Raw genomic sequence first — 24,978 nt, forward strand, 5'->3', positions numbered from 1 at the left:
AGCGTGGATGAAGACGGTTCAATCACATTGAGTCAAGAGCAGTTACTGGCTCAAGCGGGTGACGTCGACAGCGATAATCTAGAAGCGGTGAACTTAACCGCGGTAGCCAATGCAACCGTTGTTGAGAACCAAGATGGTAGCTTTACGATTACGCCTGACGCGAACTTCAATGGCGATATCGACCTAAGTTTCGACTTGATTGATAACGATGGTGCGAGCGTGGAAGTGGGCGTCGACCTAACGGTGAACCCAATTAACGATGCGCCGCAATCAACGCCAGTGAATATTGCTGGCACCGAAGATACCACCATTCTTATTACGCAGGACATGTTGCTTGCTAACGCGACAGACATCGACAACACCTACGATGAACTGTCTGCTGTCGACCTAGTGATTGATGAGCAATACGGTGACTTGCTAGACAACGGTGATGGTACTTGGTCATTCACTCCGGCTGAGAACTTCAATGGTGATGTGCCAATGTCGTTCGGCGTCAGCGATGGTGATTTAGTTACACCGGTTGAAGGCAATCTAAACGTCGAAGCGGTTAACGATGCACCAGAAGCGCCAACCATCCAGATGCAAGGCGAAGAAGATGTGGTCATGGTGATTGACCCAGCTTACATCGCTGATCAAGTTACGGATCTTGATGGTGACGAAATCAGCGTAGAAAGCATCACGGTTCGTGCTCCTGCAAACGCGACATTAACCCAGCAGCCAGATGGTATGTACCACTTGGTGACCACTCAAGACTTCAATGGTTTGGTGGAACTGGGCTACACCGCGACGGATGGTGAAGAAGTGGTTGAAGGCTCGTTGAATGTGGATGTCATCCCAGTCAACGATGCTCCATTCAATGTGGGTAATGCCTTTATGGCAACCGACGAGGATGGCGCATTCACCTTCGACGCTGGCGACTTGATGAACTTGTTCGGCGATATCGACACTGAAAACCTAGTCGTATCACGCATTATCACCGCAGAAGGTGAAGATGGTGGTGAGGTAACGGACAACGGTGACGGTACTTGGACATTCACACCGACTGGCGATTTTGCAGGGGTTTCTGACTTGCAAGTTGTGGTAAGTGACGGTGAGTTTGAGACGGTACTTGATGTACCAGTGTTTGTTCGCCCTGTTGCCGATGGCGTAGTCATCACAACCGACCATGATGGTCCGTTAGTCTTCGGTGAGGACGAAACAGGTCACCTAGGCTTGAATGTCGGTCTAATCGACGATTCAGAAACGCTAAGTAACCTAGTGATGACTGGTTTCCCTGTTGGCTTCGAAGTTACGGATGGTGTGAACACCGTTACCATCACGGAACCGGGTCAATACATCGACTTGAACGAGTGGGATATCTCAGACCTGCAAATGACGCCTCCGGCTGACTTTAATGGCGAGTTCTTCGTAACCGTGACCGCAACAACGGTGGATTATGGTGACGAGCCAGAAGAATTCGAAGATGGCATCGATTCAGGTGACTTCGAAACCCTAGCGGGTGAGCCAGTTATACTAACCGCAGATGACCTAATCGGATTGGCAGAGAATGTGGACGCTGACGCGGGTGATGAAGTGAAATTCGTTCACCTAGCTGATCGCAGCCAAGGTGAGATTGTCGATAACGGTGATGGCACATGGACATTCAATCCAGCACCAGGCTTTACTGGTGAAGCGGACATCGCTTATGTGATTGATAAAGACGGTGTGCTTCATGATGAGCAAACAGGTGTGGTCGTGAAAGAAGATGCGCCACAAGAGAATGCTTCTCCAGAAATCGACAGTATTTCTACCACAGAAATGGCAGCGGATGGCACCTTGTCGTTCACCAATGATGACATGCTATCGACCTTGAGCGATGCAGAAGGCGACAGCTTGAGCATTGAGTCAGTGAGCCTAATGGAAGGTCAAGGTGTGATAGAGACCGATAACCAAGGTAACTACCAATTCACACCAGCAGAAGGCTACACCGGAGATGTTCAAGTTGGCTTCATTGCAACTGACGGTGAAAACCGCATTGAGAGCTTCTTCAATGTCGACATCCAAGGTGAAGGTGAAACCACAACCAGTGAAGGCTACGCACTGGCTGATGATGGTTCACTAACCCTAACGGAAGCGCAGTTGATTGATGAGCTTGGCATTATCCCTTCTGCAGAAGTGTTGGATGTCGCCGATGCAAACGATGCTGGTTTCTTTGCGAAATCAGGTGATGAAGAGTGGACATACTGGCCGAACGATGACTTCGATGGCAATTTGGCTATGGATGTTCAGGTCAACGACAATGGTGAAGTATCGACTCAGAATCTGAGCATCCAAGTTGCGGACGATTCAGCGCAAAGCGACGAGCCACAAATCCAAACTGCTCAAGCATCATCAGAGCAGCAAGTTGGCGAAGCGCAACAGCCTGAAGAGCAAGCAGCAAACGGTGCAGACAGTGAAGAGGAGAGCGCAGCTGATGTGACTGCAGCACCAGGCGATACCATTTCTATCTCGGTTCCAGATGAGGTCAGCGGTAACGAATCGGTGGATTATGCAGAAATGTCCGGTCTACCTGATGGCGCATCGGTAAGCAACGCACTGGATAATGGCGATGGCAGCTTCACATTAAGTGGCAACCTGAACCAACCAGTATCGGTTGACCTACCAGAAGGTTACGAAGGTACGAGCGAAATCCAATTCCAAGGTTACGACGAATTGGGCAGCGCAGTAGAAGGTGCGAGTGGCACAGTTGAAGTTGAAGTCGATGATCAATACACCATGCAAGGTTCTGCTCAAGATCAGCAACCAGATATGGCGGGTATGGAATCTGGCGGCAGCGACTGGACAAGTGCAGGAGGTCAAGATCAAGGTGTTGACTTCACGGATGACTCTGGCAGCTTCGACTCGGATACTCAAACAGGTACTGACCAAGGCAACGATTTCGATCAAAGCTCAATGTAACCAGTCCTAGACGAGGGCAGTGTCATTGCTGCCCAAACCCAAGCCATGCAGGGCCTACTTTGCATGGCTTTTTTGTTGGGTTTCTTTCTATGAGCTGTAGAAAAAAAACTTGGAAATTGAAAAAAGTATTCTTAGCTAGTTTATACCCAAGTAACCTCGAGATGTTAGGTTCAGCGAGAATGGCTTGGTTTGTAGACGCGGCGGCGATTTAAAGGTCTAGTGGGTCTAAATCAAGAATCGACAACAAAGTATACAAACCAAGACAGCTCGCCCTTCGGGAGCGTGTCATTGACTCGGCTTCTGTGTCAAACAACTTGGAAAGAGCTGACTATTACGCTGCGTTGTTTTCCTTGACCCCGAATCAATGACAACGCTCTGAATCCTGCATCTTGAAGTCACTTGGGTATAAGAGTCATTTACAAGGAGGAGCGACATGTACCGTTATGTCAGTTCGCCAAAAGCATCGAAGTACATAGTGCCACCACCACAGCATCGTGAGTTGTCGAGTATCGATGTGCCGGAGTCAGAACTAGAGATGCGTGAAATTCTGAACAATTGGTTTGCCGATGGATTGGCGCCCATCATTCAGAATGAAGACAATTACATTTCTGCTAATGAGCAACAGCGCTTTGAGCAGCTCAGCCGTACGGTGGGCGTGCTACTGCGTAATAAAGATTACTACTTCGCCACCAAGCGGATTCTCTCGTTGTGGGAGCAAGACTGCTTAGAAACGACTTACGTTAATTATCTGATTTTACGTAGTGAGCGCATACCATACTTCGAATAAGTCCCATTTATCGGCTTAAAATAGTGGTTTACATGGTTTTCTTAGTAACTTTTGATACTTGTATTTAACATTTTTGTAAACATCGTTATATTTAAGGCTCATCGTTGTCAGGAGTTTATGGATGAACCTTACGATATCAGGGAAGTTGCAGCTCAGTTTTGTGCTGCTAGCCGTACTTTTTATGGCATCAGCGGTATTCACGTATCGCAACGTCACCACCGTAGAGCAATACGCCTCTTCGTTACTTAAATCCGATTTACCGACCGTCGACACCAGTCGCGGTATACAACAGTCCGTTCAAGCGTCGCTGTCTTCTATTCGAGCCTACATGTTGCTAGGTGGCGATGAAGAGGCTAGCGCACGTCTCAGTGAGGACGTACGCAATATCATGGCTTCAACAGACGAGTCGCTTCCGACTTTGCAGGCTTTGATCTCTGAACAGGATTTTCAAGCGATTCAAAGTCAGTGGGACGCGGTAAAAGTCTCTCTAAACAAGTTGATTGAGCTCAGCCATAGTGATGAGAACTTACCCGCGCACAACCTCTTTATTAACGAAGCGGCACCCATTGCAGAAGTGGCACTTGATCAGCTTCAAAGCTTAATCAATGAAGAGTCAGGAAACCCATTTGGTGGAGACAGAAAGCGTTTGTTTAAAGTTTACGCGGATAGCTATACCTCGCTCGCCAATGCACTGTCTGCTCTGCGAGATTTCCTGTTGTACGGGCAGCAAGATCACTTAGACAAATACCATGACTTGATTAAGTACCACAATCAGTCTGTGGCGGAAATCGACAGTAAACTCGACAGGCTCACTGATAACGACCAATCATTGTGGTCACTGTTTAAAGAAATGCAGCAACTGTACTTTCCTTTAGCAGAGCAGGTGATTGCATTACGTCAGTCACCAGAATGGAACGAATCAAACTTGTTGATGGCGAACGAACTGTTGCCAGCAGCGGATGCCCTAGACCAAAGTTTAGAAACGATCGTATTGGCTCAGCAAAGTCGTGCTGATCAAAGCGGACAGGGTATTAATCAGTCGATCAAAAACGTACTCACCACCATGCTGATTGCAGCGGCATTGGTTTTGTTTGCCGCAGTAGCGATTTCAAAATACATGGGCAACACCATTGGTCGCCGAGTGAAAAACTTATCGGAGCGTGCAAAGACGATCGCTTCAGGAGATGTTTCTCAGCCTCCGCTCACCGTTGTTGGGAAAGATGAATTGGCAGACCTTACCGATTCGATTAACCGCATGAACCAATCGTTAGCGAGCATCGTGGCAGGGGTGAGTGAGAAAGCGCACCAAGTGGATACCAGCATGGGGGCTTTATTGGAATCGGCGCAAGTCACTTCATCGAATGTTGAACAGCAACAGACCAGCATTGTTGAAATGGGAAGCCAATTGGATGAAATCGCTTTAGCCGCGCGTAACACCCTAGATCAAGCCAATCAATCGGTGCAGAAGCTTTCTGACTCAAAAGGCGAGATTGAACAAGGTCGTGATGCTTTAGAGCAAAACAAAGTCACCATGGAAAGCTTGCACGGCAGCATTGAAACCGCGAGTACGCAAGTAACACAGTTAAGCAAAGAGAGCGAAGCCATTGGCCGAGTTACAGAGGTGATTGAAGGCTTAGCAGAACAAACTAACTTACTGGCATTGAATGCCGCGATAGAAGCAGCGCGTGCGGGTGACCAAGGACGAGGCTTTGCGGTTGTGGCGGACGAAGTACGCATGTTAGCGACGCGCACTACTCAATCGACGACAGAAATCAACGGCATCATCAATGCGATTCAACGCTCGACCAATTCTGTGGTTGAGGAGATTGAACACAGTCAATCACTTGCGGAGCAGGGCGCTGAGCACATTGAAAAAGCGGTAACTCGTTTGCTTGTTACTACTGAGCAAATAGGTTCCTTGAATGAACAAATGGCAGAGCTTGCGGCAGCGGCAGAGCAGCAATCTCATGCGACCAATTCGATCACTGGATTGATGTCCGGTATTACTCAATCAGTGGATGAGGTTTCGAATAACAGCCAACGCGCATCAGAGACATCATTGCAAGTAAAAGAGCAAGTTACCGAGCTGAATCAACAGATGGCAACTTTTAAAACGGCGTAGATAAGATTTACGTCTGTTCATCTACTTTTGAACGTTAACCAAATAGTAAAAAAGCCCCAATCCTTTTTACACAAAAAGGGTTGGGGCTTTTTGTTGGATGATACGCCGATATTCGTCTACTTGCTCATTGGATTTGGCTATTTAAATCATAGCTAAAACCAAATTCTCTTCGCCGAGCCGGAGTCGTAATATAACTCCATCGGCAGCAAATACTGCAAAAGAATTTTTAAACTTTATACCAATCCCGGTAAGAGAATCGTTCGTTACTACGATTGGTATCGTCCTTCTAGGAGCAAGATTATGAACAAACAAGTAAGCCTAATTGGTCTAGACAGCGAACAATCAGCACAACTAGCTCAACAACTAAATCAACTGCTAGCGCATTACCAAGTGTTGTACATGAACTCTCGCGGTTACCACTGGAACATTAAAGGTGCGCAATTCTTCGAACTGCACGTAAAATTTGAAGAGATCTACACTGATCTACAAACAAAAATCGATGAGCTTGCAGAGCGTATTCTAACTTTGGGTCATACGCCAGCGCACGCATTCAGCAACTACTTGGAAGCAAGTGAAATTAAAGAACATCAAAACGCGACTTCTGGTGAGGAGTGTGTACAAGGTCTGGTTCAAGGCTTTAGCGTTCTACTTCTAAAACAGCGTGAGATTCTACAAAACGCGGGTGAAGCAGATGACGAAGGTACAGCGGCATTGATGGGTGACTACATCCGTGAGCAAGAAAAATTAATGTGGATGCTTAACGCTTACCTACAAGGCTAAGCAGTGCATCACCCAAGCAATCCTTGGGAACGCATGAAACAATCGGGAATAAGTCATAAGGGGCACGTTGGTGCCCCTTTTTTTGTTTGCGTATTTTTTGTGTGTGCTTTATTTGCGTGGTAAGGATTCGAAACGGCTCAATAAATCACTGAGTTCATTAAGCGCCAACGAGGCTGATTCATTGAAGGTTTCTTGATTCCCATGGTGCACAAGGCAAGAGGGCATCTGCGCGTTATACGCTGCCTGTAAGTCGTAAAGGTAATCGCCGACATAAAGCACTTCATCAGGCATCAAACGCCACTCTTTCGCCAACACCTGTAAAGACAATGGGTCTGGCTTGGGCGGGAAGCATTCACGAGTGATGACTCGCTCCACAGAGATTTGGTTGTGCTCTAGTTTGCGCTGCGTGGCGATTTGGCAGTTGCGCGTCACGATAGCGGTTTTGATTTCATTTTGATGCAAGTGGGCGAGTAATTCATGGCAGCCAATCATTGGAGCAGACTGCTCAGCATCAGAAATCTCGTAATCAAATATCACGTTATGAGCGTGCTCTCGATGATGAGGGTGCTCAAGTGCGTCGACAAAATCCAATAGATCTTCACTCTGCGGACAGCCAAGCTGTTGTCGCAATTCGCCGAAGTTCATATCAGAACTCACCAAGGTGTTGTCTAAATCAAACACCACGGCTTTAATTTTATCGAGCTGTAAAGGGAATGGAATCATAATGACCTCGTACAACTTAACCGAACTATCGTTTTAAAAAACAAAAGGTTATTGTTAAGTTTAGATTCTTCTGCTTGGATTGTACGAAAATAAATCACTAGTACGTCACAAATTAAATAGTCTTAACGATTTTAGTGTTTGATTACCTTTCCTCAAGACGAAAGATTTTGCCGCTGTCGGTAGAAAAGTAGATATAACCATCGGGGCTGATGGTTATATCTCTTATTCGCTCACCAAGATTCTCCATTAATCTTTTTGATTCGGTAAGGTTGCCATTATCAATAGAAACCACGTTGATGTGCGCCAGTTTCAATGCGCCTGCGAGGATTTTCCCGTCCAATTCTGGGTATTTATCACCACGGTACAAAATCATATTACTGGGCGCGATAGAAGGGACGTATACCAGCTTGGGATCTTCCATTCCCGGTAACGACTTAGCTTCCCCAACGTCCAACGGTCCCCAATATTCTTTACCATGAGAGACTTTTGCCCAGCCGTAGTTCGCGCCTTTCTTGATTAGATTAATTTCATCGCCACCGCGTGGTCCATGTTCAATCGACCACAGCTGTTTTGTTGCTTCGTCGTAAAACATACCTTGTGGGTTGCGGTGCCCGTAACTCCATATCTCAGGACGAGCTTGGGAAGGTTTGAATGGGTTGTCTTGCGGAACCGAACCATCAAGGTTAAGGCGCACAATACTGCCAGCATGGGTTTGAGTGTCTTGGCCATTATCACGTTCGCCACGGTCACCGATTGAGAAGTAAACTTTGTCGTCAATAAATGAAATTCGACTGCCGTAGTGGCGACCCGTGTCGGTGATGGCATCAGCAACAAAGAGATCGTTCCAACCTACAAGCTGATTGTTTTGCAATTGCGCCGTCGCTAACGCCACCGTATTGCCTTTGCTCGTGCGCTTGCTGTAGGTAAAGAAGAGTTGCGGGTTTTGCGTATCGGCATTCGGTGCGCGCGCGACATCCAATAAGCCGGCTTGTCCACTGGTGTTCACATTGGGGACGTTAAACAGCTTTTGAGGTTTGCCTGTGGTGATATCCAGCAACGAAACCGTACCGTTCTTTTCATTGACAATAACGCGTTGGTTATCTAAAAACTCGATGCCCCAAGGGATCTGAAATCCATTCGCCACCTCGTTCGCGCGGTATTCGGCAGCGTTGGCAGAAAAGGATAAACAAGTGAGTAGGGCAGCAGCAATCGTTCTCATGGTTCCTTCCAATATGAATCGTGTTAATACTTAAAAGCTAACACTAAAAGACTATGTTTGGCAGAGATTCACTTGTATATGAATGTAAAAAATCCCCGATACGAGATCGGGGATTGAATTAAGGCTAGAGAATTGTTTAGTTAGCGAGATTACATCGCTTCTTCGAAGATCTTAGAAATTTCTTCGTGAGTTGCTTGTTTAGGGTTAGTGAAACCACAAGCGTCTTTCAGTGCGTTGTCTGCTAGTGTTGGGATGTCTTCTAGTTTCGCACCAAGCTCTTTGATACCTGCTGGGATACCCACATCTTTCGCTAGAGTAACGATAGCGTCGATTGCTGCCGCTGCACCTGCTTCAGCAGACATGCCTTCTACGTTTACGCCCATTGCTTTTGCTACGTCACGTAGACGCTCAGGACATACTTGCGCGTTGTAACGCTGTACGTGAGGTAGAAGAATCGCGTTACAAACACCGTGTGGAAGGTCATAGAAACCACCTAGCTGGTGTGCCATTGCGTGTACGTAACCTAGAGACGCGTTGTTGAATGCCATACCCGCCATGAACTGCGCGTATGCCATTTGTTCACGAGCTTCTAGATCTTCACCGTTTTTCACTGCTGTGCGTAGATAAGCCTGGATAAGCTCAATCGCTTTAATTGCTACCGCATCAGTGATTGGTGTTGCTGCGATAGATACGTAAGCTTCAATCGCGTGAGTTAGGGCATCCATACCTGTTGCCGCAGTTAGCGAAGCAGGTTTAGCTAGCATTAGCTCTGGATCGTTTACCGAGATAAGCGGTGTTGTGTGCTTATCAACGATAGCCATCTTAATGTGACGCTCTTCGTCAGTGATGATGCAGAAACGCGTCATTTCAGATGCAGTACCCGCCGTCGTGTTGATCGCGATAAGTGGCATCATTGGTTTTGCAGATTGGTCTACGCCTTCGTAATCTGCGATTTTGCCGCCGTTAGAAGCAACAAGCGCGATACCTTTCGCACAGTCGTGTGGTGAACCGCCGCCTAGAGAGATAACGAAGTCACATTCGTTATCAGTAAGAAGTGCTAAGCCGTCGTTAACGTTGCTGATAGTTGGATTTGGTTGAGTGCCATCAAACACAACGGTTGCTACATCGCGCTCAGTGAGAAGGTCTTGAACTTGTTTGACTACACCGATTTGGTTAAGGATCTTATCCGTAACGATCAAACCTTTTTTAAAGCCTTGAGATTGGATGCTGTCTGCTGCGTCTTTCAAACAACCAGCGCCCATTAGGTTTACCGTAGGGATAAAAAATGCACTTGTCATATTGGATAGCTCCGTCGTTATTTTTAATAATCTTTCTTAATTTGCCGTTTACTGTCGCACATTCGTTTCCAGATTGAAGTTGATCTGAAGCAAGTTTACCTACTTAGAGGTACTTGCAAGAGAAAAACTGTGACAGTGATCTTGTTGCACTGCGTATAAGTGCAACACTGATATAAAGTAGAACAAATATGAAACTATGGACGCAAACGATTGGCAAAAATTGACTTCTGACGCGGATATATCTCTAAATTCGACTAAAGTATAAAAAATCCCCATTAATAACTTAATTATCAATGGGGATAGGGAAGTGTTTTATAAGCTAACTACTAATAATTAAGCTATTTTAATCAGCTTTGATACTAACTTTTCGATACCTGAGGCCGCTTGAGAGATATTTTCTGCCAACATGTAAGCAGGGGTTGAAAGTACGAGGTGTTTTTCATCAAAAACGATGTCTTCGACAGGGCACGTGGTGTGTTCACCGCCCATTTGATTAAATGCTATTGAGACTGCCTCATCGTTGCCTACCGTTCCTTTCACGCCTTGCTCATAAATCATCGGAATAATGACAGGAGAAATACACAGATAGCCAGCTGGTTTTTTCGCATTAGCAAACGCGCGACAAGCTTGAGCTACGTGTGTGTTAATGGAGCACTCTGCACCTGAAACGGCGAAGTCGGTTAAGTTTTTCGCAGCACCAAATCCACCTGGAAGCAGTAGGGCATCGTATTCATCAACGTTAAGTTTGGCAACATCGTCAATGTTTCCGCGTGCGATACGAGCTGATTCGATCAAGACGTTACGGGTTTCATCCATTTCGTCACCAGTTAGGTGATTGATGACATGGAGTTGGTCAATGTTAGGTGCAAAGCAGTGCCAAGTTGCCCCTGCTTTCTCGATGGCGTAGAGCGCCAACACTGCTTCGTGGATCTCAGAACCGTCGTAAACGCCTGAACCACTTAAAATGACTGCGACTTTTTTCATGTTTGGATTCCTTTACTCTGAACGTTCCTTAGATTGCTCTTCGCTATCTAGACCATGCGTTTCCGAGTGTGTTTTAACGTTTTCACTCTCGTTGTCATCTTCATCATAGTAGCGCACAACAAAGGGTGTAAGCATAACACTAGAGGGCAGAAAATGTTTCATATCAACTCCAACGGCTTAATAGAATGATTTTTATACTGATTTTTATAAAACAGTACGTTGAACCTGATCATTTTTGAGTTAAGCTGACGTTTCCTTTGGCATTCGTGAGTGGTAGGTCACATGAAATCAGTGCAATTTCGTTTCACACTTTATGGTTGTATCGCGATTCTCTCTTGGAGTTGTCTGCTTGGCATCGCGAGGTTGGTTACGGAGAGTTTAGGTCCTGTAGGCGGGGCAGCCATGTTGTACTCTCTTAGCTCTGTTTTCCTTCTTATCGTGGTCGGTATTCCAAAGTTGTCTTACTTTTCTCCCAAGTATCTTGTGCTTGGTGGTGCGATGTTCGTCTGCTATGAAATATTTCTCGCTCTATCTTTGGGATATTCCAACTCGCGCGCGCAGGCAATTGAGGTGTCGATTGTCAACTACCTTTGGCCCGCACTGACGGTTTTATTTGCGGTCCTTGGCAGCAATAAAAAAACAAACTGGTTGCTTTATCCAGCAGTTACGCTGGCGTTTATTGGGGTTGCTTGGACTGTGTGCGGTGAGAATGGCTTATCCATAACTCAGATCATGTCCAATGTTAGTAGTAACCCTCTGGTGTATTTTATGGCTTTCGCTGGGGCGGTTATATGGGCCTTTTATTGCAACTTAACCCAAAGGCAGCAATCTAAACATAATGCGATTACCCTGTTTTTCATTGCAACAGCTGCTTCGCTTTGGGTCAAATATGCGTTTACGGATGAGCCACCAATGACATTCAGTTGGGAAGCGGTGGGGTACTTAGTGGCTTCTGCGGCTTTAATGGCTGGTGGTTATGGTTTATGGAACATCGCGATCGTTGGCGGCAATATGGTTTTTCTCGCCACCTTGTCTTACTTCACGCCCATTTTTTCCGCTTTATTTTCTTCCATTATTCTTGGCGTAACTCTGAGCCATAGCTTTTGGCAGGGCGTTGTGATGGTAACGGTGGGCTCGCTGATGTGTTGGTTAGTCACCAAAGAGAAGCGCGAAGCGGCTGGGTAAGTTACCAACGAGATCAGAGAATTTAAGTGAGCAACGAACAGATCTCCCTTGCGAGCTGTATTCGAATACGAAGCAACTAAATCGAAAAAATTAAAAAAGCTCCCGAGATTGGGAGCTTTTTATTGAATTTTAACGGCTCTTTGGTGGCACTCTAATAAGCGACGTTCAAGTGTAGTTGAAGCTTGAATCTGTGCTTCGACAGTCGCTTGATAAGCTGCTTACGAGTGTGCTCTAGTGTATCAAGCTCCAATGTGTCGTCATCAATATGTACGTCCACATTTACTCGTAGCTCTTGACCTACCTTCGTTACGCCAGCCAGTTTCAATTGATGCTCAGTCACTTTTTCAATCTCAAGAACATCTTTGCCAACGCTCTGACACAGCTCTTTGCTTGGTGTCATCATTAGTAGTTCACGTAAGGCACCTACTAGCATATCGAACGGTACTTTGAGGAAGTAAAAGCCCATTAAAACCATCATCATGGGGTCGGCATATACCGCATACTCAGAGAATGGCGTTAGTGAAACAGCCCAAGCCGAGATAAATCCTACGGTCACCGCCACACTTAGCAGAGTATCCATTTGCCACTGTTTTTTCTCCGCTTCAATCAAGCCTGATGAGAAGCGGCGGCTGCGTTTCGCCATAAACCACCAAGCGTAACCACAGCCGATAACATTCACGATGCCGAATAAGGTCGCAATAGAAGCATCGACCTCGCGACCTCCAGACATCAATGCTGATATCGCAGAGTAGAGAGAGAAGCTTACAACCACTAAAATGACGGCTGCTTTTATCGCAATAACGATTGGTTCTAAGACCGCTTTTCCAAATGGGAATACAGATTTTGAAGGCTTGTTAATGTAGTAAGAAGCGGCCAGTGACAATAAAGTTAACAGTAAGCTGACCAAAGAGTAAACACCGTCAAAAACGATGACAATTGAGCCTACAAGCAAGCCAAGTACCATACCACCAGCAGCGAACCCAGATGCCAAAAGGGCTGAAATGGTTAGAATACGGTTTTCGTTTTTGCTTGTCCTGTCACACATAAAAGATGCCTTTGAATTTTAATACCTTACTATTCTTCGCTCATAAGGTAATTTAGGCAACCACAAAGTGACCAGTAACTAATCTAAAAAATTGCGTTTTTATTTATGTTATTATAAAACAATGGCTTACTGTAATTTTTTGGTGTCAGTAAAATTGACGCTCACTGATAAAATGTTTAGAAGTCAAATAAATACTCGCTCAATTTATCTGCTAACCACGTCATTGCTGGATGCTCAGTATGGCCGTTAGGTGAAAACATACAGTAGTCTTCTTGCGTCAATCCGTATGTGTGTTTGATAACGGCGAGCTTCTGCTGACGAAGGTAATGGCGGATTAATGGTTCTGGAAGCACGCCCCAAGCGTCTTCTTCTAAGATGGTGTTCAGCATGTAGTCAAAACTCGAAAAACCAATATATCGAGTCGAGAAAGGTTGCAGTTCAGGGTTGTCTTTCTCATTTAGGTACACCATTAGTGCTTGCATCTGACTACGTAGATCCTCGTCTGAGACACGGCGCATCTTACTTAGGCGGTGTTCTACACTGCATACTGACATCATACGTATCTTGCCTAATGGGTTATATACGATACGAGGATCGTCTACTCGCTCATAATCAACGCCGAAAGCAAAATCTACTTGGTGGGTACTGACCAAGTTGGCTAAGTCGCCACTGGATGCCAAGATTAAGTTGAAGGTTGTTGAAGGAAAGCGGTTATTCAATGTATGAGATAATTCTTGCCAGAGATCATCAGGTAAGGAGTCGTCACGTGCTACCCAAACTTCCGCGTTAAACCCTTCCGAGATTTGAGCGCAGGTCTTTCTGACCCGTTGTGCGATGATAAGTAGGTGTTCGCAATCTTTGTAAATGGCTTTCCCAGCTTCAGAGAGGGTGAGCTGGTTGCCAGTTCGGTTAAACAATTCAACGTCGAGATCTTTCTCTAATGCCTTAATCGACATACTGAGTTTGGTGCGATTGCAGTCGAGTTGCCTTGCCGCTTCAGAAACAGAACCACACTCAGCGATGGTGCAGAAGGCTTCTACTTGAGTTAAGTTCATGATTTGACACAACCAATAAATGAATTCAAAGAATTTGGGTATTATGCAGATGCGCTCCCAAAGCCATGAAAGATTATCGAAAAAAACGCGAATCCGCCAGATAAGTCTATGGTCTTTTAACGGTTTTGCGGTAATCTATGTGGGTTACAAAAAGTGAACATGGAGGCCACGATGGCACAAGATTGGGACGGCTTAGCAAAAAACTGGGAATCAAATCCAGCAACAGAGCAATTTGCGCAGTCGGTGTTTGAGCAGTTACAACAGCTAACTCAGCTTGATGGCATTAAAGTACTAGATTTTGGATGCGGAACAGGGCAGTTAAGTCAACGATTGTCACCGATGGTTAAAGACATCGTAGCATTAGACGCATCGGAAGCCATGATTGAGGAACTCGATAAAAAAGAGCTCGTCAACGTAGAACCTGTGGTAGATGCATTATCTCGCGGCTTGGTCGCTCAGCACCCTGCGTTTCGTGGACAGTTCGACTTGGTGGTTGCATCATCAGTTTTAGCGTTCGTGGAAGACTTAGACGCGTCATTAACGATCTCGCATTCTCTACTTAACCACGGCGGCTATTTTGTTCATTTTGATTGGATTGCAGAATGTGAACAAGACGGTTTTACCCTTGCGAAGTCTGAGCGTGCACTGAAAGAAGCAGGCTTTACTGAAGTTGAATCGCAACACGTTTTTGACATTGTATCTGACGGTAAAACAATGTCGGTATTAATGGGGCTTGGTCGCCGCTAATACTGCTGAATAAAGAACACAAAATGACAAAAGCGAGCTAACAAGCTCGCTTTTTTCTTATCTGCTGAGGGTATATGTAACTTCTCACTTGCTCTAAACAAGTCGTCGTGGTGCAGGCAAGGACATACTCGAACAACTTAGTCTTCGGAGGTTATTTTGAGACGACTATCCTGCGTATCTCCTCCAGCACTTCAGGGTTGGCTATTGCGCCTAAATTTTCGACGCTTCGGTTGTTAACGACTTGCTTAACGGCTAACTCGACCAGCTTTCCTGAGCGTGTCTTAGGTATATCGCTTATTGCGTAAATCGCACTAGGTACATGTCTTGGAGAACATGCAGACTTTAGCTGTGCTTTGATGGAGGCGATCATCTCGTCGTTGAGCTCTATCCCTTTCATTAATTGGACAAACAGCCATATTTGTTCGTTGCGATCGACTTCTTTTCCTACTGCGATGGAATCTAGAATACCGTCTATACTGTTCACCTGCTGATAGATTTCGGCCGTGCCGATTCTTACGCCACCGGGATTCAACGTGGTATCACTTCGACCATAAAACACGTATCCACCAACGCTGGTTTGTTCAACATCGTCGCCGTGGTGCCAAATATTGTCGAACTTATCCCAATAAGCACGATGATATCTCTCCCCGGTGTCGTTCCAAAAGCCAGCGGGGAAGTTGGGTAATGAATTGGCACAAACCAACTCACCGCGCTCTCCCATTACGCTATTACCTTGTGGGTTAAAGACTCGGACATCGACCCCTAACCCTGCTGATTGGCACTCTCCCCGATAAACGGGAGAAATAGGGTTGCCTAATACAAAGCAGCCACAAATGTCTGTTCCGCCAGAAATCGAGGCGAGGTGTACATCTTCTTTAATGTGCTGATAGACATAATCAAACTGTTCTGGATACAGAACAGAGCCAGTCGAACAAATGGTTTTCAGACTTGAAAATGCATCACTTTTCTGCGGAGAAAAAGATGCTTTTTCCAGCGCCTCTAGGTATTTTGCTGAGGTTCCAAATAGCGTCACTTCGGCTTGTTCTGCGAGGTCCCAGAGCACATTATGAGTAGGGTAAACAGGGCTACCATCAAAAATCACCAAACATGCACCGCTCGCGAGTGAAGAAACGTGCCAGTTCCACATCATCCAACCGCAGGTTGTGTAGTAAAACACTCGGTCGTTCGGTTGAATATCGCAATGCAGTTGATGCTCTTTCAAGTGATTAAGCACCGTTCCGCCGACGGAATGAACGATGCATTTCGGTTTGCCTGTTGTGCCTGAAGAATAGAGCACAAATAGCGGATCGTTAAAATTCACACGAGTAAAAGTCAGCGCTTCGGGTGTGTATTGATTCAGGACGTTTTGCCAATCTTGGGTGCAGACATCGCATTCAAAAATGTGTGGTTTAAGGTAGCTAATTTGGCAAACTTGTTTAAGACCATCAAGATGATCCGTAATATGCTGGTTTTTCTCAGACATATCGAAAGTTTTGCCATTGAATGTATAGCCATCACAAGTAAACAGGATTTTGGGTTTCACTTGACCAAAGCGCTCCAAAACGCTTTCGACGCCAAAATCAGGTGAGGTGGAAGTCCAGGTCGCCCCTAAACTGGTGGTTGCTAGCATAGCTATCACCGTTTGAGGTAGGTGAGGTAAATAACCAGCGACGACATCACCTTGCTTAATTCCACATTCTTTCAACCATTGCTGCACACTCGAAACTTCTTCGCACAATTGTTTCCAGGTGTAGGTCTGTTTTTCTTCACGTTCATTTTCAAACCAAATCGCGAGATCATCGGGTTGGTGACACGCGTAGGTTAGCAAATTTTCGGCGTAGTTAATTTGCGCGTTTGGGAACCATTTTATATCCCTATTTTCAACAGGTTGCTGCCAGCGACTTTCTGCTCGCTCTTTTATGGTCTCTCCCTGAGTACCAATGACGTCGCAGAATAGCCAAACTTCCTGCCAAAATTTTTCTGCATGATCGAGTGACCATTGATGCAGATCAGCGAAGCTTTCAAGGGTATTTCCTTGTCGATTAATGTGTTCAATAAACTGTGTAATGTTGGCTTCTTCGATACGACTTTCGCTCGGTTGCCATACTTTGCTGCTCTCGCGCATAGGTCCCTCTATAACAAAGTGATAACAGGTTTTAGTTTGAGAGGAATACACGATAAAGTCAAACAAGCCAGATATTATATCGTGTCATAAAAATCATGCAGTTACGATGAGTTGTAAACAATATGTTACATCGGGATGATGCTGAGAAAATCGCGCAGGGATTGGAAGCTCTTAAGACTACAGATAGGCTTAATGTAAAGGATTTGTTAATGGAGATGAGCCATGACCCAGTATCGTTCTAAACCCGTAAACCAGGAAGGCAGGGTTGAATGGAGCCGTGAAGAAGACGCCATTTGGCGAGATTTGGTAACACGACAAATGGGTGTGATCCAAAACAGAGCTTGTGAGGCTTATTTACACGGTTTGACGCTGCTTGATTTACCTCAAGACCGCGTTCCTCAGTTACCAGAAATTAATCGTGTCTTGATGGAGACAACAGGTTGGCAAGTGGAGCCCGTTCCCGCGCTTATTGATTTCGACCGATTTTTTAATCTACTCGGTAATAAGCGCTTTCCAGTCGCCACATTCTTGCGTACAAGAGATGAGTTCGATTACTTACAGGAGCCAGATTTCTTCCACGAAATATTTGGTCATTGCGCGATGTTAACCAACCCAGACTTTGCTGCATTTACCGAGCATTATGGTCAACTAGGGCAAGCCGCTACCCCAAAACAAAGAGCCTATCTCGCTCGCCTCTACTGGTTTACCGTAGAGTTTGGCTTGGTGAAAGAAGGGGACAAAACCAAAATTTACGGTGGTGGTATTCTTTCATCTCCTGGCGAAACCCTCTACGCATTAGAGAGTGATGTAGCAATTCGCGACCCATTTGAATTACAAACAGTGCTGAGAACGCCTTATCGTATCGACATCATGCAACCGAAGTATTACGTGATTGATGACTTTTCTCAGCTCTTTAAAATTAGTCAGTTAAATTTATTGAAACAAGCCGATCTAGCGATTGAAGCTGGACTGCTTCCTCCACTTTTTGAACCAAAGGAACCTGCTCATGTTGAATGAACAAAAATGCGAAGCTTGTAGTATCGATGCCATTGCACTAAGCAAAGAAGAACAACAATCTCTGCTGCTGCAATTGTCTGATTGGCAGATCATTGAAAGAGAAGATATACCTCAACTAGAAAAGGTGTATAAATTTAAGAACTTCAAACAAGCATGGGCTTTCAGTAACAAAATCGCGGAACTGGCAGAAGATGAGTTCCACCATCCTTCTATTTTGTTGGAATGGGGTAAGGTTACCGTAACGTGGTGGAGTCACTCTATCAAAGGTCTGCATAAAAACGATTTTATCTGCGCATCAAAGTGTGACGCGCTAGTATCGGCAGAGTAGGACATTACCTCATACAAAAAAACGCCCGGCTTACGTCGGGCGTTTTGGTTCTAAATGACTTTTACATTACTTTATAGATTGATTCGGAAGACGGATGTCGTGCCCGATACCTCATTGCCAACGGCGATAAAATGACCACCATTACGGGTAAAGTAATTAATGGATTCTGGGCCTAAATCGCCTGCTTTTGGATTGTATGTGTCGTTCATGCATTCGCCATCTTCGACTTTTGTACATACTGGCTGATTGTAATCACGGCGGTTGACGTAATGCATAAACTGCGCTTGTTTCGGGTCTGTGATGTCATAAATCATGATACCGCCTTGACGCTCCAAGCCGATAAACGCGTAATGACGACCGTTAATTTGTGCTACTTCAATCGCCTCTGGCTCAATACCTTTATCATCACTTCGGTCATTGCCACTATTATTGTTATCGTTGGTGCTGTTGAAGTTCTTGCCTTCATTCAGCAGCGCGATAGTCGCGAAATCGTCACCACTATCGAAGACCAACTTGCCGTTTTCATCCCAAATCGAGAATGAACGCGCGCCAAATGATTGAACATTCTCTTGTGCAGAAAGCGTTTGTTCCGGCTTAATCACTTTTAAACGCGCGAGTTGTTTGTTGTCTTTTAGTGCCTCTGCCAATGGGTGTTCTGCTGCTACTTTCAGCTTCTTACCGCGCACTTCATCAATATGGCTTAAACAGGTTCCTTGCTCAGATGTATATTCATCTGTACCGAGGTAATCGTCTTCATCCCACATAAAGCCAGCTTTGTCGCACAGTTCTTGAGTGGTTTTGAATCCGTACTCACGCCCGTCGCCTTCATTTGCAGATACGATGTAAGTACTCCCATTCACTGAGTAGCTGTCGATAGCGTCAGGCATAAATAAGCCAACCAGTTGTGGGTAGCTTTTCAAGTTCCCAATGATTTTGTCTTTGTTGGATGCATCGAGTTTAGCGCCCGACCAAGACTTCTCACCTAAGCCAACAATTTTTTCTACCGATTTGCTCTCTGGATTGACGATTGCCATGGCGTTATTTTCTTGTAGCGCGACATAGATTTTACCGTTATCTGCAAAAGTGAGGTATTCAGGCTCTAGATCTTGTGCGACGGTGGCGTTTGGCCCCGAAATACGCACATTCATTGGGAGCTCTGCTTTTCGTGAACCATCAAATTCGTTAAAGCCAATTTGTGTCACTTCTGCTTGAGTAACACCAAGGCTCAGATCGATCAAAGTGATACTACCTTCAGGGTCAATGCTGTAATCGCTGTTTGGTTCTCCTTCATTAGCGGTTGCGATGTATCGGCCATCTTTTGAGAAGCCAACCATGTCTGGCAATGCGCCTGTTGGGAAAGTCGTGACTAATGACAAATCGTCGGAGCGGTACAAGCCAACAATACCATTCGCTTGTTTATTACTGTTTTCAATCGCAACTGCTACCAAACCATAGAATACAGCGACACTGTTTGCTGCGCCAATTTCAATGCCCGCTGCTTCGCCAGCGCTGTTGAGATCAATGAATGCGCTTTGCGTTGGTACGCCGTTGTCATCCATAGACATTACATCGACACGTTTTGCTTGAGCATTAACCACATAGAGCTTATCTGTACAGGCGTCATAACTGACGATTTCAGCTGCCGATGTGTCGAATGGTGCATCAGCAACGGATGTTCCGATAAAAGTTAAACCTTGAATTGACGTTTCCCCAGTAACGGGTGCAGTGGTAGGTTTGCATTGTGTAGCGAATGAAGCCACGGTATCTTCGGGTTGTGATGAACACGCGATGGCAAGTGATGACAACGCGAGTGCACCGATTGCCTTTAAAGGGGTGATCATGATATCTCCTTATCAATCCGATAGGTTGTCAATCAGCATGGGTTTTATGCTGCTGTCCATTTCCGCAACTGGAATGATAGAGCGCTGAATGACGTGTGATTTGGTAAGGCTCTGAATATATGTATGATTGATGACTCTTATATTGGCTTTTTATGAAACTAATGTGTCATCAATATGATGAAGTAGGGATAGAGGAATAATGGAATTAAAATCGTTTTTAGATTTATTGGCAGCGTCACCAGAGCAGGTCGAATTTGAAGCAACGATGGCGGTGATCGAAGATAACTATACGTTTGAGCCAACCGCTTTTGTAAATGGTGAGACACAAAACAATGCAGGCGAGAACAACGGTTCGTGTAAGATCTTCGCTTTCGGTTTGCTAAACAACCTAGACAAAGAAGCGACGCTAGCCTGCTTTGGCCGTTTTTATCGTGAAGATGTATTGCAGCATCCAGAGAACAGCGATCACCAGAATATTCGTAATTTTATGGTGACAGGGTGGGAAGGCATTAAGTTTGAAGCGTCCGCTTTAACCGCTAAATAAACACCAGTCAGAAAACGATGATCAGTAAGCCAGTCGTATTACGCAACTGGCTTTTTTTCTAGACATTTTCGGCACAAACACAGCTGGTTGGCGCTTGGCTTGGGTAAATCACGGGTTTCTATAGTAAAGCACCAGCATGTCTCTTTGCCTGCGGCGATATCACAATGGGCTTGAGTCCCGCACTCAGGACAACTGTGCGTTGAATCTTCTCCTGCGATTTGTTCGATAATCGCATCTCGTTGGAGATCGGTTTTGTCTTTCCATTGGATGATTTCATCCATCGTCCGGTGACAACCAGAGCATATTCCGGCGTTATTTTTACATGCTGCTCGACAAGGTGACTTCATTGCTTTCTCGTTCTCATTTTTTATGCCGCGTACTCTAGCACAAAGCGAGTCAAGGCCGCCAAAATAAACGTGACTGCGATTTGCTGGTGAGGAGGGAGAACCAGTGTTACCCTTGGGCGAGTTACCTTAACTCTCTGTCACTTATGTTAGAAAAAGAAAACCTCATTAAACTCGCTAGAATGCAAATGCCATTTGGGAAATATGCAGGGCGAGTGTTAATCGACCTGCCTGAAGAATACTTACTGTGGTTTGATAAAAAGGGCTGGCCAAGCGGCGAGCTAGGGGATTTGCTCAAGCTATGTTTAGCGCTCAAAATTGAAGGCTTAGATAGTGTCGTGAAGCCTTTGAAGCGCATGTAATTAGCTACAGAAACGCCCACTCTTGATGAAAAGACTTATTATGAATTTTGATATCGATGCACTGAAACACCACCAATTGGTCGAAGATGGTAAATTAGAGGGATGTTACATTCATCAGCCAGCTCAAGGTAGCCAGCAAGATGACAAAGCTGTTTTGGCAGAGCGCCAAGCGTTGGAAAAGTTGGGATATAAGGTAATACAGGTTAAAGCTAAAGGCGGGACAACAACGTTTGCCGAGGCGATGCAAAAGCTTGCGAAGGAAACTGGTCACCTGCCTAAGGAGTAAGTGAGTGTAACCTGCCACAGCCTTACAAGTTCTCCCACCAGACTATTTTTTTATTCAAAAGAGCCAGACCGTTAGGCTGACTCTTTTTTGTCCCAAAGTGTGTTACGCCTCGAAATGCGAATTTAGATAATTGGCAATTTTATACATACAAAACTCTGCTCTTTGTCATTCAGGCAGAGTGCCCCAAAACTGGTAACAATGATATGAATGTTATCGTCGCTAGGCTGATGTTGAATACGCGCTGTCTTAATACGGTATTGAGATAAATACGAATTTTTTTACCAACCCAGACCCAAGTAATATTTGCAAACAGTCCGAATGTCGTAAACACGAAAGTAATCAATGTAACAGAGAACCAATAGTTAGAAGGGAGACTATAACTTGTGACCAAAGCAAGTGATGCCATCCAAGCCTTCATATTACCCAGTTGAAACAACGTAGCCTGAGTTACGTTGATTGGTTTGCTTTTAGTGGGTTTGCCTGCGAAAGGGTTGGTACATAGCAGCTTAATCATCAGCCAGAACATGTAAACCAGACCGATGTATTTTATAGCGAGATACCAACTTGGATGAGTCTGTAGGGCAACACCGACACCACATGCACAAAGCAGAATTAACCCTATTACGCCAATACGGATACCAATTAGGTGTCGCCATGATTTCCTTATACCAAATTGTGCCCCTGAGTTGGCGAGCAATAAGTTATTTGGGCCGGGTGTTATGGCGGTGACAAACGCAAATAAACTCATCGCTGGAGTTAGGTCCCATAATGTTGTCATTTCTTTTCTTCTCAAACTAGTGCTGATAAGCCAAGAATAAAGGGATGAAGTGAGAGAGACCTACAGTTAATGCGTCATGGTGACAATTCTTTGATTTCATTTTCGTCAGGCCTTATTTATCCTGAATACAAGAATTAATTGTACCCCTTCGGAGAGAGACAATGTTAGTCCCTGATATATCGGGTCGTTCCGGACCTAAGTTTATGGCACTGGCTGATGCGATTGCTGAGGTGATAGAGAGTGGTGAACTCGAACCAGACACTAAATTACCTCCTCAGCGTATTTTATCTTATCGCTTAGGTGTGACGGTTGGAACGGTGACGAGGGCATATAGGGAGCTAGAGCGGAGGGGCTTAACGGAACCAAAAGTAGGAAGCGGTACTTATGTACGTAACAGAGAAACTGAACTGAACCACTTTTATCATCCGGTATTGGAAGAAAAAGGCATTGATCTGGCACGTTGCCGACCTTTGCTATTATCGCAGCCGAAATTTCTTGCGAATGCGTTGAAAGAGCTATCACACGAGGAAATTGCGCAGGCAGCCGTGCTGGATTACTACTCCGCTGATGGCATTCGGGGTCATAACGAGACTCTTCGACAATGGCTGATGACCAAATTCAATATCGATATTGATGCACGGCGTCTAGTGTGGACTCATGGAGGGCAACACGGGATATCGTTGATTATTCAATCTCTAAGCCGCCCTAAAGATACAATTCTTGCTGAAGGGCTGTGTTATCCAGAGTTCATCTATGCATGTCAGCAATCCGAACGAAAGCTAGTGCCAGTAAAAGTCGATGAACATGGATTAGATCCAGAAGATCTGGCTTTACACTGTAAGAGGCATCGCCCAAAGCTGCTTTATCTTACGCCGGGAATACAGAACCCGACCGGAGCTCAGTTAACGGATAGCCGAAGACTAAAAATCATAGAGATATGTCGTCGTTACAATGTGTTGATTATTGAGGACGATGTTCTCTACTGCCCACCGTCTCATCGAAAGAGTCCCTTAGTTGCTATCGCTCCAGATATTACCTTATACGTGGGCAGTTTTTCTAAGTACTTTGCAGGTGGATTGCGGCTGGGTTTCATCATTCTGCCTTTGTCGTTCAAAGATTTACTGCAACGTGCGCTACGAGTCAGTTGTATGTATGTTAGCCCTTTGATAATCGACCTTGTTTGTCGTTGGTTAACTAGCGGAGCTATGCAAGCCGTGGACAGAGAGATAGCGATGGAACTCAGTGCACGTCATCGGATCTGGAAGGCAGTATTTCCCGAAATCCAGATTGGTGTTCCTGGTTACAATGTGTGGCTACCTTTGCCTGAGCCATTAACAGGGTATCACTTTAACCAGTCGTTGTTGAAACATGGTGTCAGAGTGAGGGAAGCGGAAATGTTTGCTGTGGGTCGGTATGAAGTGCCGGCAGCAGTGAGGATATCACTTGCAGGTCCATTAAGCCGATTACAATTGCAATCAGCTTTAGATATCGTAAGAGAGCAAATCAAGCGGTTAACTTAAGTTTCATAGTTCACATGGATTGCTCAATATATAACTATTCAATGCTCTATTAGGATTGAACACACCGATATACATAAAGTGCTCGAAGTTGTGCTCAAAGTCTCAAAAGTTACTTGAAATCTGAAACTCGCTTGGACGTCTTTTGGGCAGCATCGAGTTGATTCATCTTTGTCGAGAACCTTTATGTTGAGTACTTTCCAACGCAAAAGTGCCCCATTGTTACTTGGGGCTAGTACTAATCCATCTATTGTGAGTATGGCTTTGCCTTAATAAATCTTATTTGAACTCGCCTCTAAATGAGTGGGCTTATCGATGTAACTCAGCAACGCTCATAGTGAAAACTAAATCCGAATCTGCTTGGTTTGAGTAGCTGTGAGGGACATCCGTTTTAGCTATAGCGGACTGACCTTCATGCAGTTCTATGGCTTTCCCATCAATATTCAAAGTGAGTATTCCAGACTCAACATGAAAAAGTTCAAACGTGCCTTGTGGATGACCTGCTGATTCAAAAACTTCTGATGGTTTCATATTCCAGCGCCACAACTCAATCATATCTGGGCCGCTTGTTCCCGCCAGAAGTTTTGCGCTACCACCGTGCTCGCCAGTCCAAAGCGTTGGAATGTCCTCTTTATCAATGATGTTGACTGTTGGATTACTCGCAACATTCACAATATCGGCAACCGAAATCCCAAGGGCAGCAGACAGTTTACACAACGTCGAAATGCTAGGGTTAGCTGCCCCTTTCTCTACTTCTACTAACATGCCTTTACTTATCCCTGCTCTTTTTGACAGGGCATCCAGTGACAACTTGAGCCTTTTTCGATGTTCCTTGATCCTTGCGGCTACCGCTTGATTAATGAAATCAGCATCAGTGCCACTATTGGTCGATATATTGACTTTTTTGGTCATTGTAATGTATCTTGCATGAAAATGAATCACTGAAGGAATTAT

24 protein-coding genes are annotated in these 24,978 nt (G+C 45.2%); 12 read left to right on the forward strand and 12 right to left on the reverse strand.

Annotated elements, in window-relative coordinates; all coding sequences use genetic code 11:
- From KI742_RS15700 to KI742_RS15715, 4 genes are all read left to right on the forward strand, one after another.
- On the forward strand, positions 1-2,937 hold a 2,937-nt coding region (locus KI742_RS15700), incomplete at its 5' end, for a tandem-95 repeat protein (RefSeq protein WP_285445300.1).
- A 433-nt stretch (positions 2,938-3,370) separates the two neighbouring features.
- Positions 3,371-3,724: a hypothetical protein gene (locus tag KI742_RS15705; protein ID WP_005375589.1), complete on the forward strand. Its 354-nt coding sequence runs from the start codon at positions 3,371-3,373 to the stop codon at positions 3,722-3,724.
- Positions 3,725-3,845: 121 nt separating this feature from the next.
- Complete coding sequence (locus tag KI742_RS15710) at positions 3,846-5,846, forward strand: methyl-accepting chemotaxis protein (RefSeq protein ID WP_053303759.1); 2,001 nt, start codon at positions 3,846-3,848, stop codon at positions 5,844-5,846.
- Positions 5,847-6,146: 300 nt separating this feature from the next.
- Positions 6,147-6,626 (forward strand): Dps family protein, encoded by a 480-nt coding sequence (locus KI742_RS15715; protein ID WP_005388254.1) that lies wholly within the window; start codon positions 6,147-6,149, stop codon positions 6,624-6,626.
- 108 nt (positions 6,627-6,734) lie between these two features.
- On the opposite strand, the gene KI742_RS15720 is transcribed toward KI742_RS15715, so the two are convergent.
- The 5 genes from KI742_RS15720 to KI742_RS15740 all read right to left on the reverse strand — a co-directional run bounded on the left by KI742_RS15720 (position 6,735) and on the right by KI742_RS15740 (position 11,012).
- Positions 6,735-7,349 carry an HAD family hydrolase gene (locus tag KI742_RS15720; protein ID WP_213891186.1) on the reverse strand — a complete coding sequence of 205 codons (615 nt, stop codon included), beginning with the start codon at positions 7,347-7,349 and terminating at the stop codon, positions 6,735-6,737.
- A 142-nt stretch (positions 7,350-7,491) separates the two neighbouring features.
- On the reverse strand, positions 7,492-8,568 hold the full coding sequence (locus KI742_RS15725) for a PQQ-dependent sugar dehydrogenase (RefSeq protein WP_053303757.1): 1,077 nt from the start codon (positions 8,566-8,568) through the stop codon (positions 7,492-7,494).
- 149 nt (positions 8,569-8,717) lie between these two features.
- Positions 8,718-9,866: an L-threonine dehydrogenase gene (gene yiaY, locus KI742_RS15730; protein WP_005442614.1), complete on the reverse strand. Its 1,149-nt coding sequence runs from the start codon at positions 9,864-9,866 to the stop codon at positions 8,718-8,720.
- A gap of 333 nt (positions 9,867-10,199) precedes the next feature.
- Positions 10,200-10,850, reverse strand: coding sequence for an isoprenoid biosynthesis glyoxalase ElbB (gene elbB / locus KI742_RS15735; RefSeq protein ID WP_017634378.1), 651 nt, complete (start codon positions 10,848-10,850; stop codon positions 10,200-10,202).
- 12 nt (positions 10,851-10,862) lie between these two features.
- The gene (locus KI742_RS15740; protein ID WP_017634379.1) at positions 10,863-11,012 is read right to left on the reverse strand and encodes a hypothetical protein; all 150 of its coding nucleotides are present in this window, start codon (positions 11,010-11,012) and stop codon (positions 10,863-10,865) included.
- Between the two features lie 120 nt (positions 11,013-11,132).
- Between KI742_RS15740 and yddG the strand changes: the two genes are divergently transcribed.
- Complete coding sequence (gene yddG, locus KI742_RS15745) at positions 11,133-12,035, forward strand: aromatic amino acid DMT transporter YddG (RefSeq protein WP_285386053.1); 903 nt, start codon at positions 11,133-11,135, stop codon at positions 12,033-12,035.
- A 151-nt stretch (positions 12,036-12,186) separates the two neighbouring features.
- Here yddG and KI742_RS15750 read toward each other — a convergent pair whose 3' ends face one another.
- The gene (locus KI742_RS15750) at positions 12,187-13,080 is read right to left on the reverse strand and encodes a cation diffusion facilitator family transporter (protein ID WP_005389400.1); all 894 of its coding nucleotides are present in this window, start codon (positions 13,078-13,080) and stop codon (positions 12,187-12,189) included.
- A gap of 176 nt (positions 13,081-13,256) precedes the next feature.
- Positions 13,257-14,135, reverse strand: a complete 879-nt coding sequence (locus tag KI742_RS15755; protein ID WP_005375568.1) for a LysR family transcriptional regulator — start codon at positions 14,133-14,135, stop codon at positions 13,257-13,259.
- Positions 14,136-14,306: 171 nt separating this feature from the next.
- On the opposite strand from KI742_RS15755, the gene KI742_RS15760 reads away from it, so the two are divergent.
- On the forward strand, positions 14,307-14,882 hold the full coding sequence (locus tag KI742_RS15760) for a class I SAM-dependent methyltransferase (RefSeq protein WP_005375567.1): 576 nt from the start codon (positions 14,307-14,309) through the stop codon (positions 14,880-14,882).
- 151 nt (positions 14,883-15,033) lie between these two features.
- On the opposite strand, the gene KI742_RS15765 is transcribed toward KI742_RS15760, so the two are convergent.
- Positions 15,034-17,007, reverse strand: a complete 1,974-nt coding sequence (locus KI742_RS15765) for an acetoacetate--CoA ligase (protein ID WP_285386055.1) — start codon at positions 17,005-17,007, stop codon at positions 15,034-15,036.
- Between the two features lie 222 nt (positions 17,008-17,229).
- Between KI742_RS15765 and phhA the strand changes: the two genes are divergently transcribed.
- Together phhA and KI742_RS15775 are read left to right on the forward strand one after the other, a co-directional pair.
- Positions 17,230-18,024, forward strand: coding sequence for a phenylalanine 4-monooxygenase (gene phhA, locus KI742_RS15770; protein WP_053350625.1), 795 nt, complete (start codon positions 17,230-17,232; stop codon positions 18,022-18,024).
- Positions 18,014-18,352, forward strand: a complete 339-nt coding sequence (locus KI742_RS15775; protein WP_104976512.1) for a 4a-hydroxytetrahydrobiopterin dehydratase — start codon at positions 18,014-18,016, stop codon at positions 18,350-18,352. The genes phhA and KI742_RS15775 overlap by 11 nt, the downstream gene beginning before the upstream one ends.
- A 71-nt stretch (positions 18,353-18,423) precedes the next feature.
- On the opposite strand, the gene KI742_RS15780 is transcribed toward KI742_RS15775, so the two are convergent.
- Positions 18,424-20,193: a choice-of-anchor I family protein gene (locus KI742_RS15780; RefSeq protein ID WP_285386056.1), complete on the reverse strand. Its 1,770-nt coding sequence runs from the start codon at positions 20,191-20,193 to the stop codon at positions 18,424-18,426.
- A gap of 199 nt (positions 20,194-20,392) precedes the next feature.
- On the opposite strand from KI742_RS15780, the gene KI742_RS15785 reads away from it, so the two are divergent.
- Positions 20,393-20,737, forward strand: a complete 345-nt coding sequence (locus KI742_RS15785) for a HopJ type III effector protein (RefSeq protein WP_005375560.1) — start codon at positions 20,393-20,395, stop codon at positions 20,735-20,737.
- A 38-nt stretch (positions 20,738-20,775) separates the two neighbouring features.
- Here KI742_RS15785 and KI742_RS15790 read toward each other — a convergent pair whose 3' ends face one another.
- Positions 20,776-21,084: a cysteine-rich CWC family protein gene (locus KI742_RS15790; RefSeq protein ID WP_080276966.1), complete on the reverse strand. Its 309-nt coding sequence runs from the start codon at positions 21,082-21,084 to the stop codon at positions 20,776-20,778.
- Positions 21,085-21,227: 143 nt separating this feature from the next.
- Here KI742_RS15790 and KI742_RS15795 point away from each other — a divergent pair, with 143 nt between their 5' ends.
- Positions 21,228-21,443 carry a DUF3820 family protein gene (locus KI742_RS15795; protein WP_005375557.1) on the forward strand — a complete coding sequence of 72 codons (216 nt, stop codon included), beginning with the start codon at positions 21,228-21,230 and terminating at the stop codon, positions 21,441-21,443.
- A gap of 40 nt (positions 21,444-21,483) precedes the next feature.
- Complete coding sequence (locus KI742_RS15800) at positions 21,484-21,729, forward strand: hypothetical protein (protein WP_017821096.1); 246 nt, start codon at positions 21,484-21,486, stop codon at positions 21,727-21,729.
- Positions 21,730-21,898: 169 nt separating this feature from the next.
- Here the strand turns inward: KI742_RS15800 and KI742_RS15805 are convergent, their stop codons facing one another.
- On the reverse strand, positions 21,899-22,507 hold the full coding sequence (locus tag KI742_RS15805; RefSeq protein WP_005389411.1) for a LysE family translocator: 609 nt from the start codon (positions 22,505-22,507) through the stop codon (positions 21,899-21,901).
- 161 nt (positions 22,508-22,668) lie between these two features.
- Here KI742_RS15805 and KI742_RS15810 point away from each other — a divergent pair, with 161 nt between their 5' ends.
- Positions 22,669-24,027, forward strand: coding sequence for a PLP-dependent aminotransferase family protein (locus tag KI742_RS15810; protein ID WP_285386058.1), 1,359 nt, complete (start codon positions 22,669-22,671; stop codon positions 24,025-24,027).
- A gap of 306 nt (positions 24,028-24,333) precedes the next feature.
- Here the strand turns inward: KI742_RS15810 and KI742_RS15815 are convergent, their stop codons facing one another.
- Positions 24,334-24,936: a helix-turn-helix transcriptional regulator gene (locus KI742_RS15815; protein ID WP_262652963.1), complete on the reverse strand. Its 603-nt coding sequence runs from the start codon at positions 24,934-24,936 to the stop codon at positions 24,334-24,336.
- Positions 24,937-24,978: the final 42 nt, after the last annotated feature.

It is taken from the genome of Vibrio sp. D417a (assembly GCF_030248595.1).
GTDB lineage: Bacteria > Pseudomonadota > Gammaproteobacteria > Enterobacterales > Vibrionaceae > Vibrio > Vibrio alginolyticus.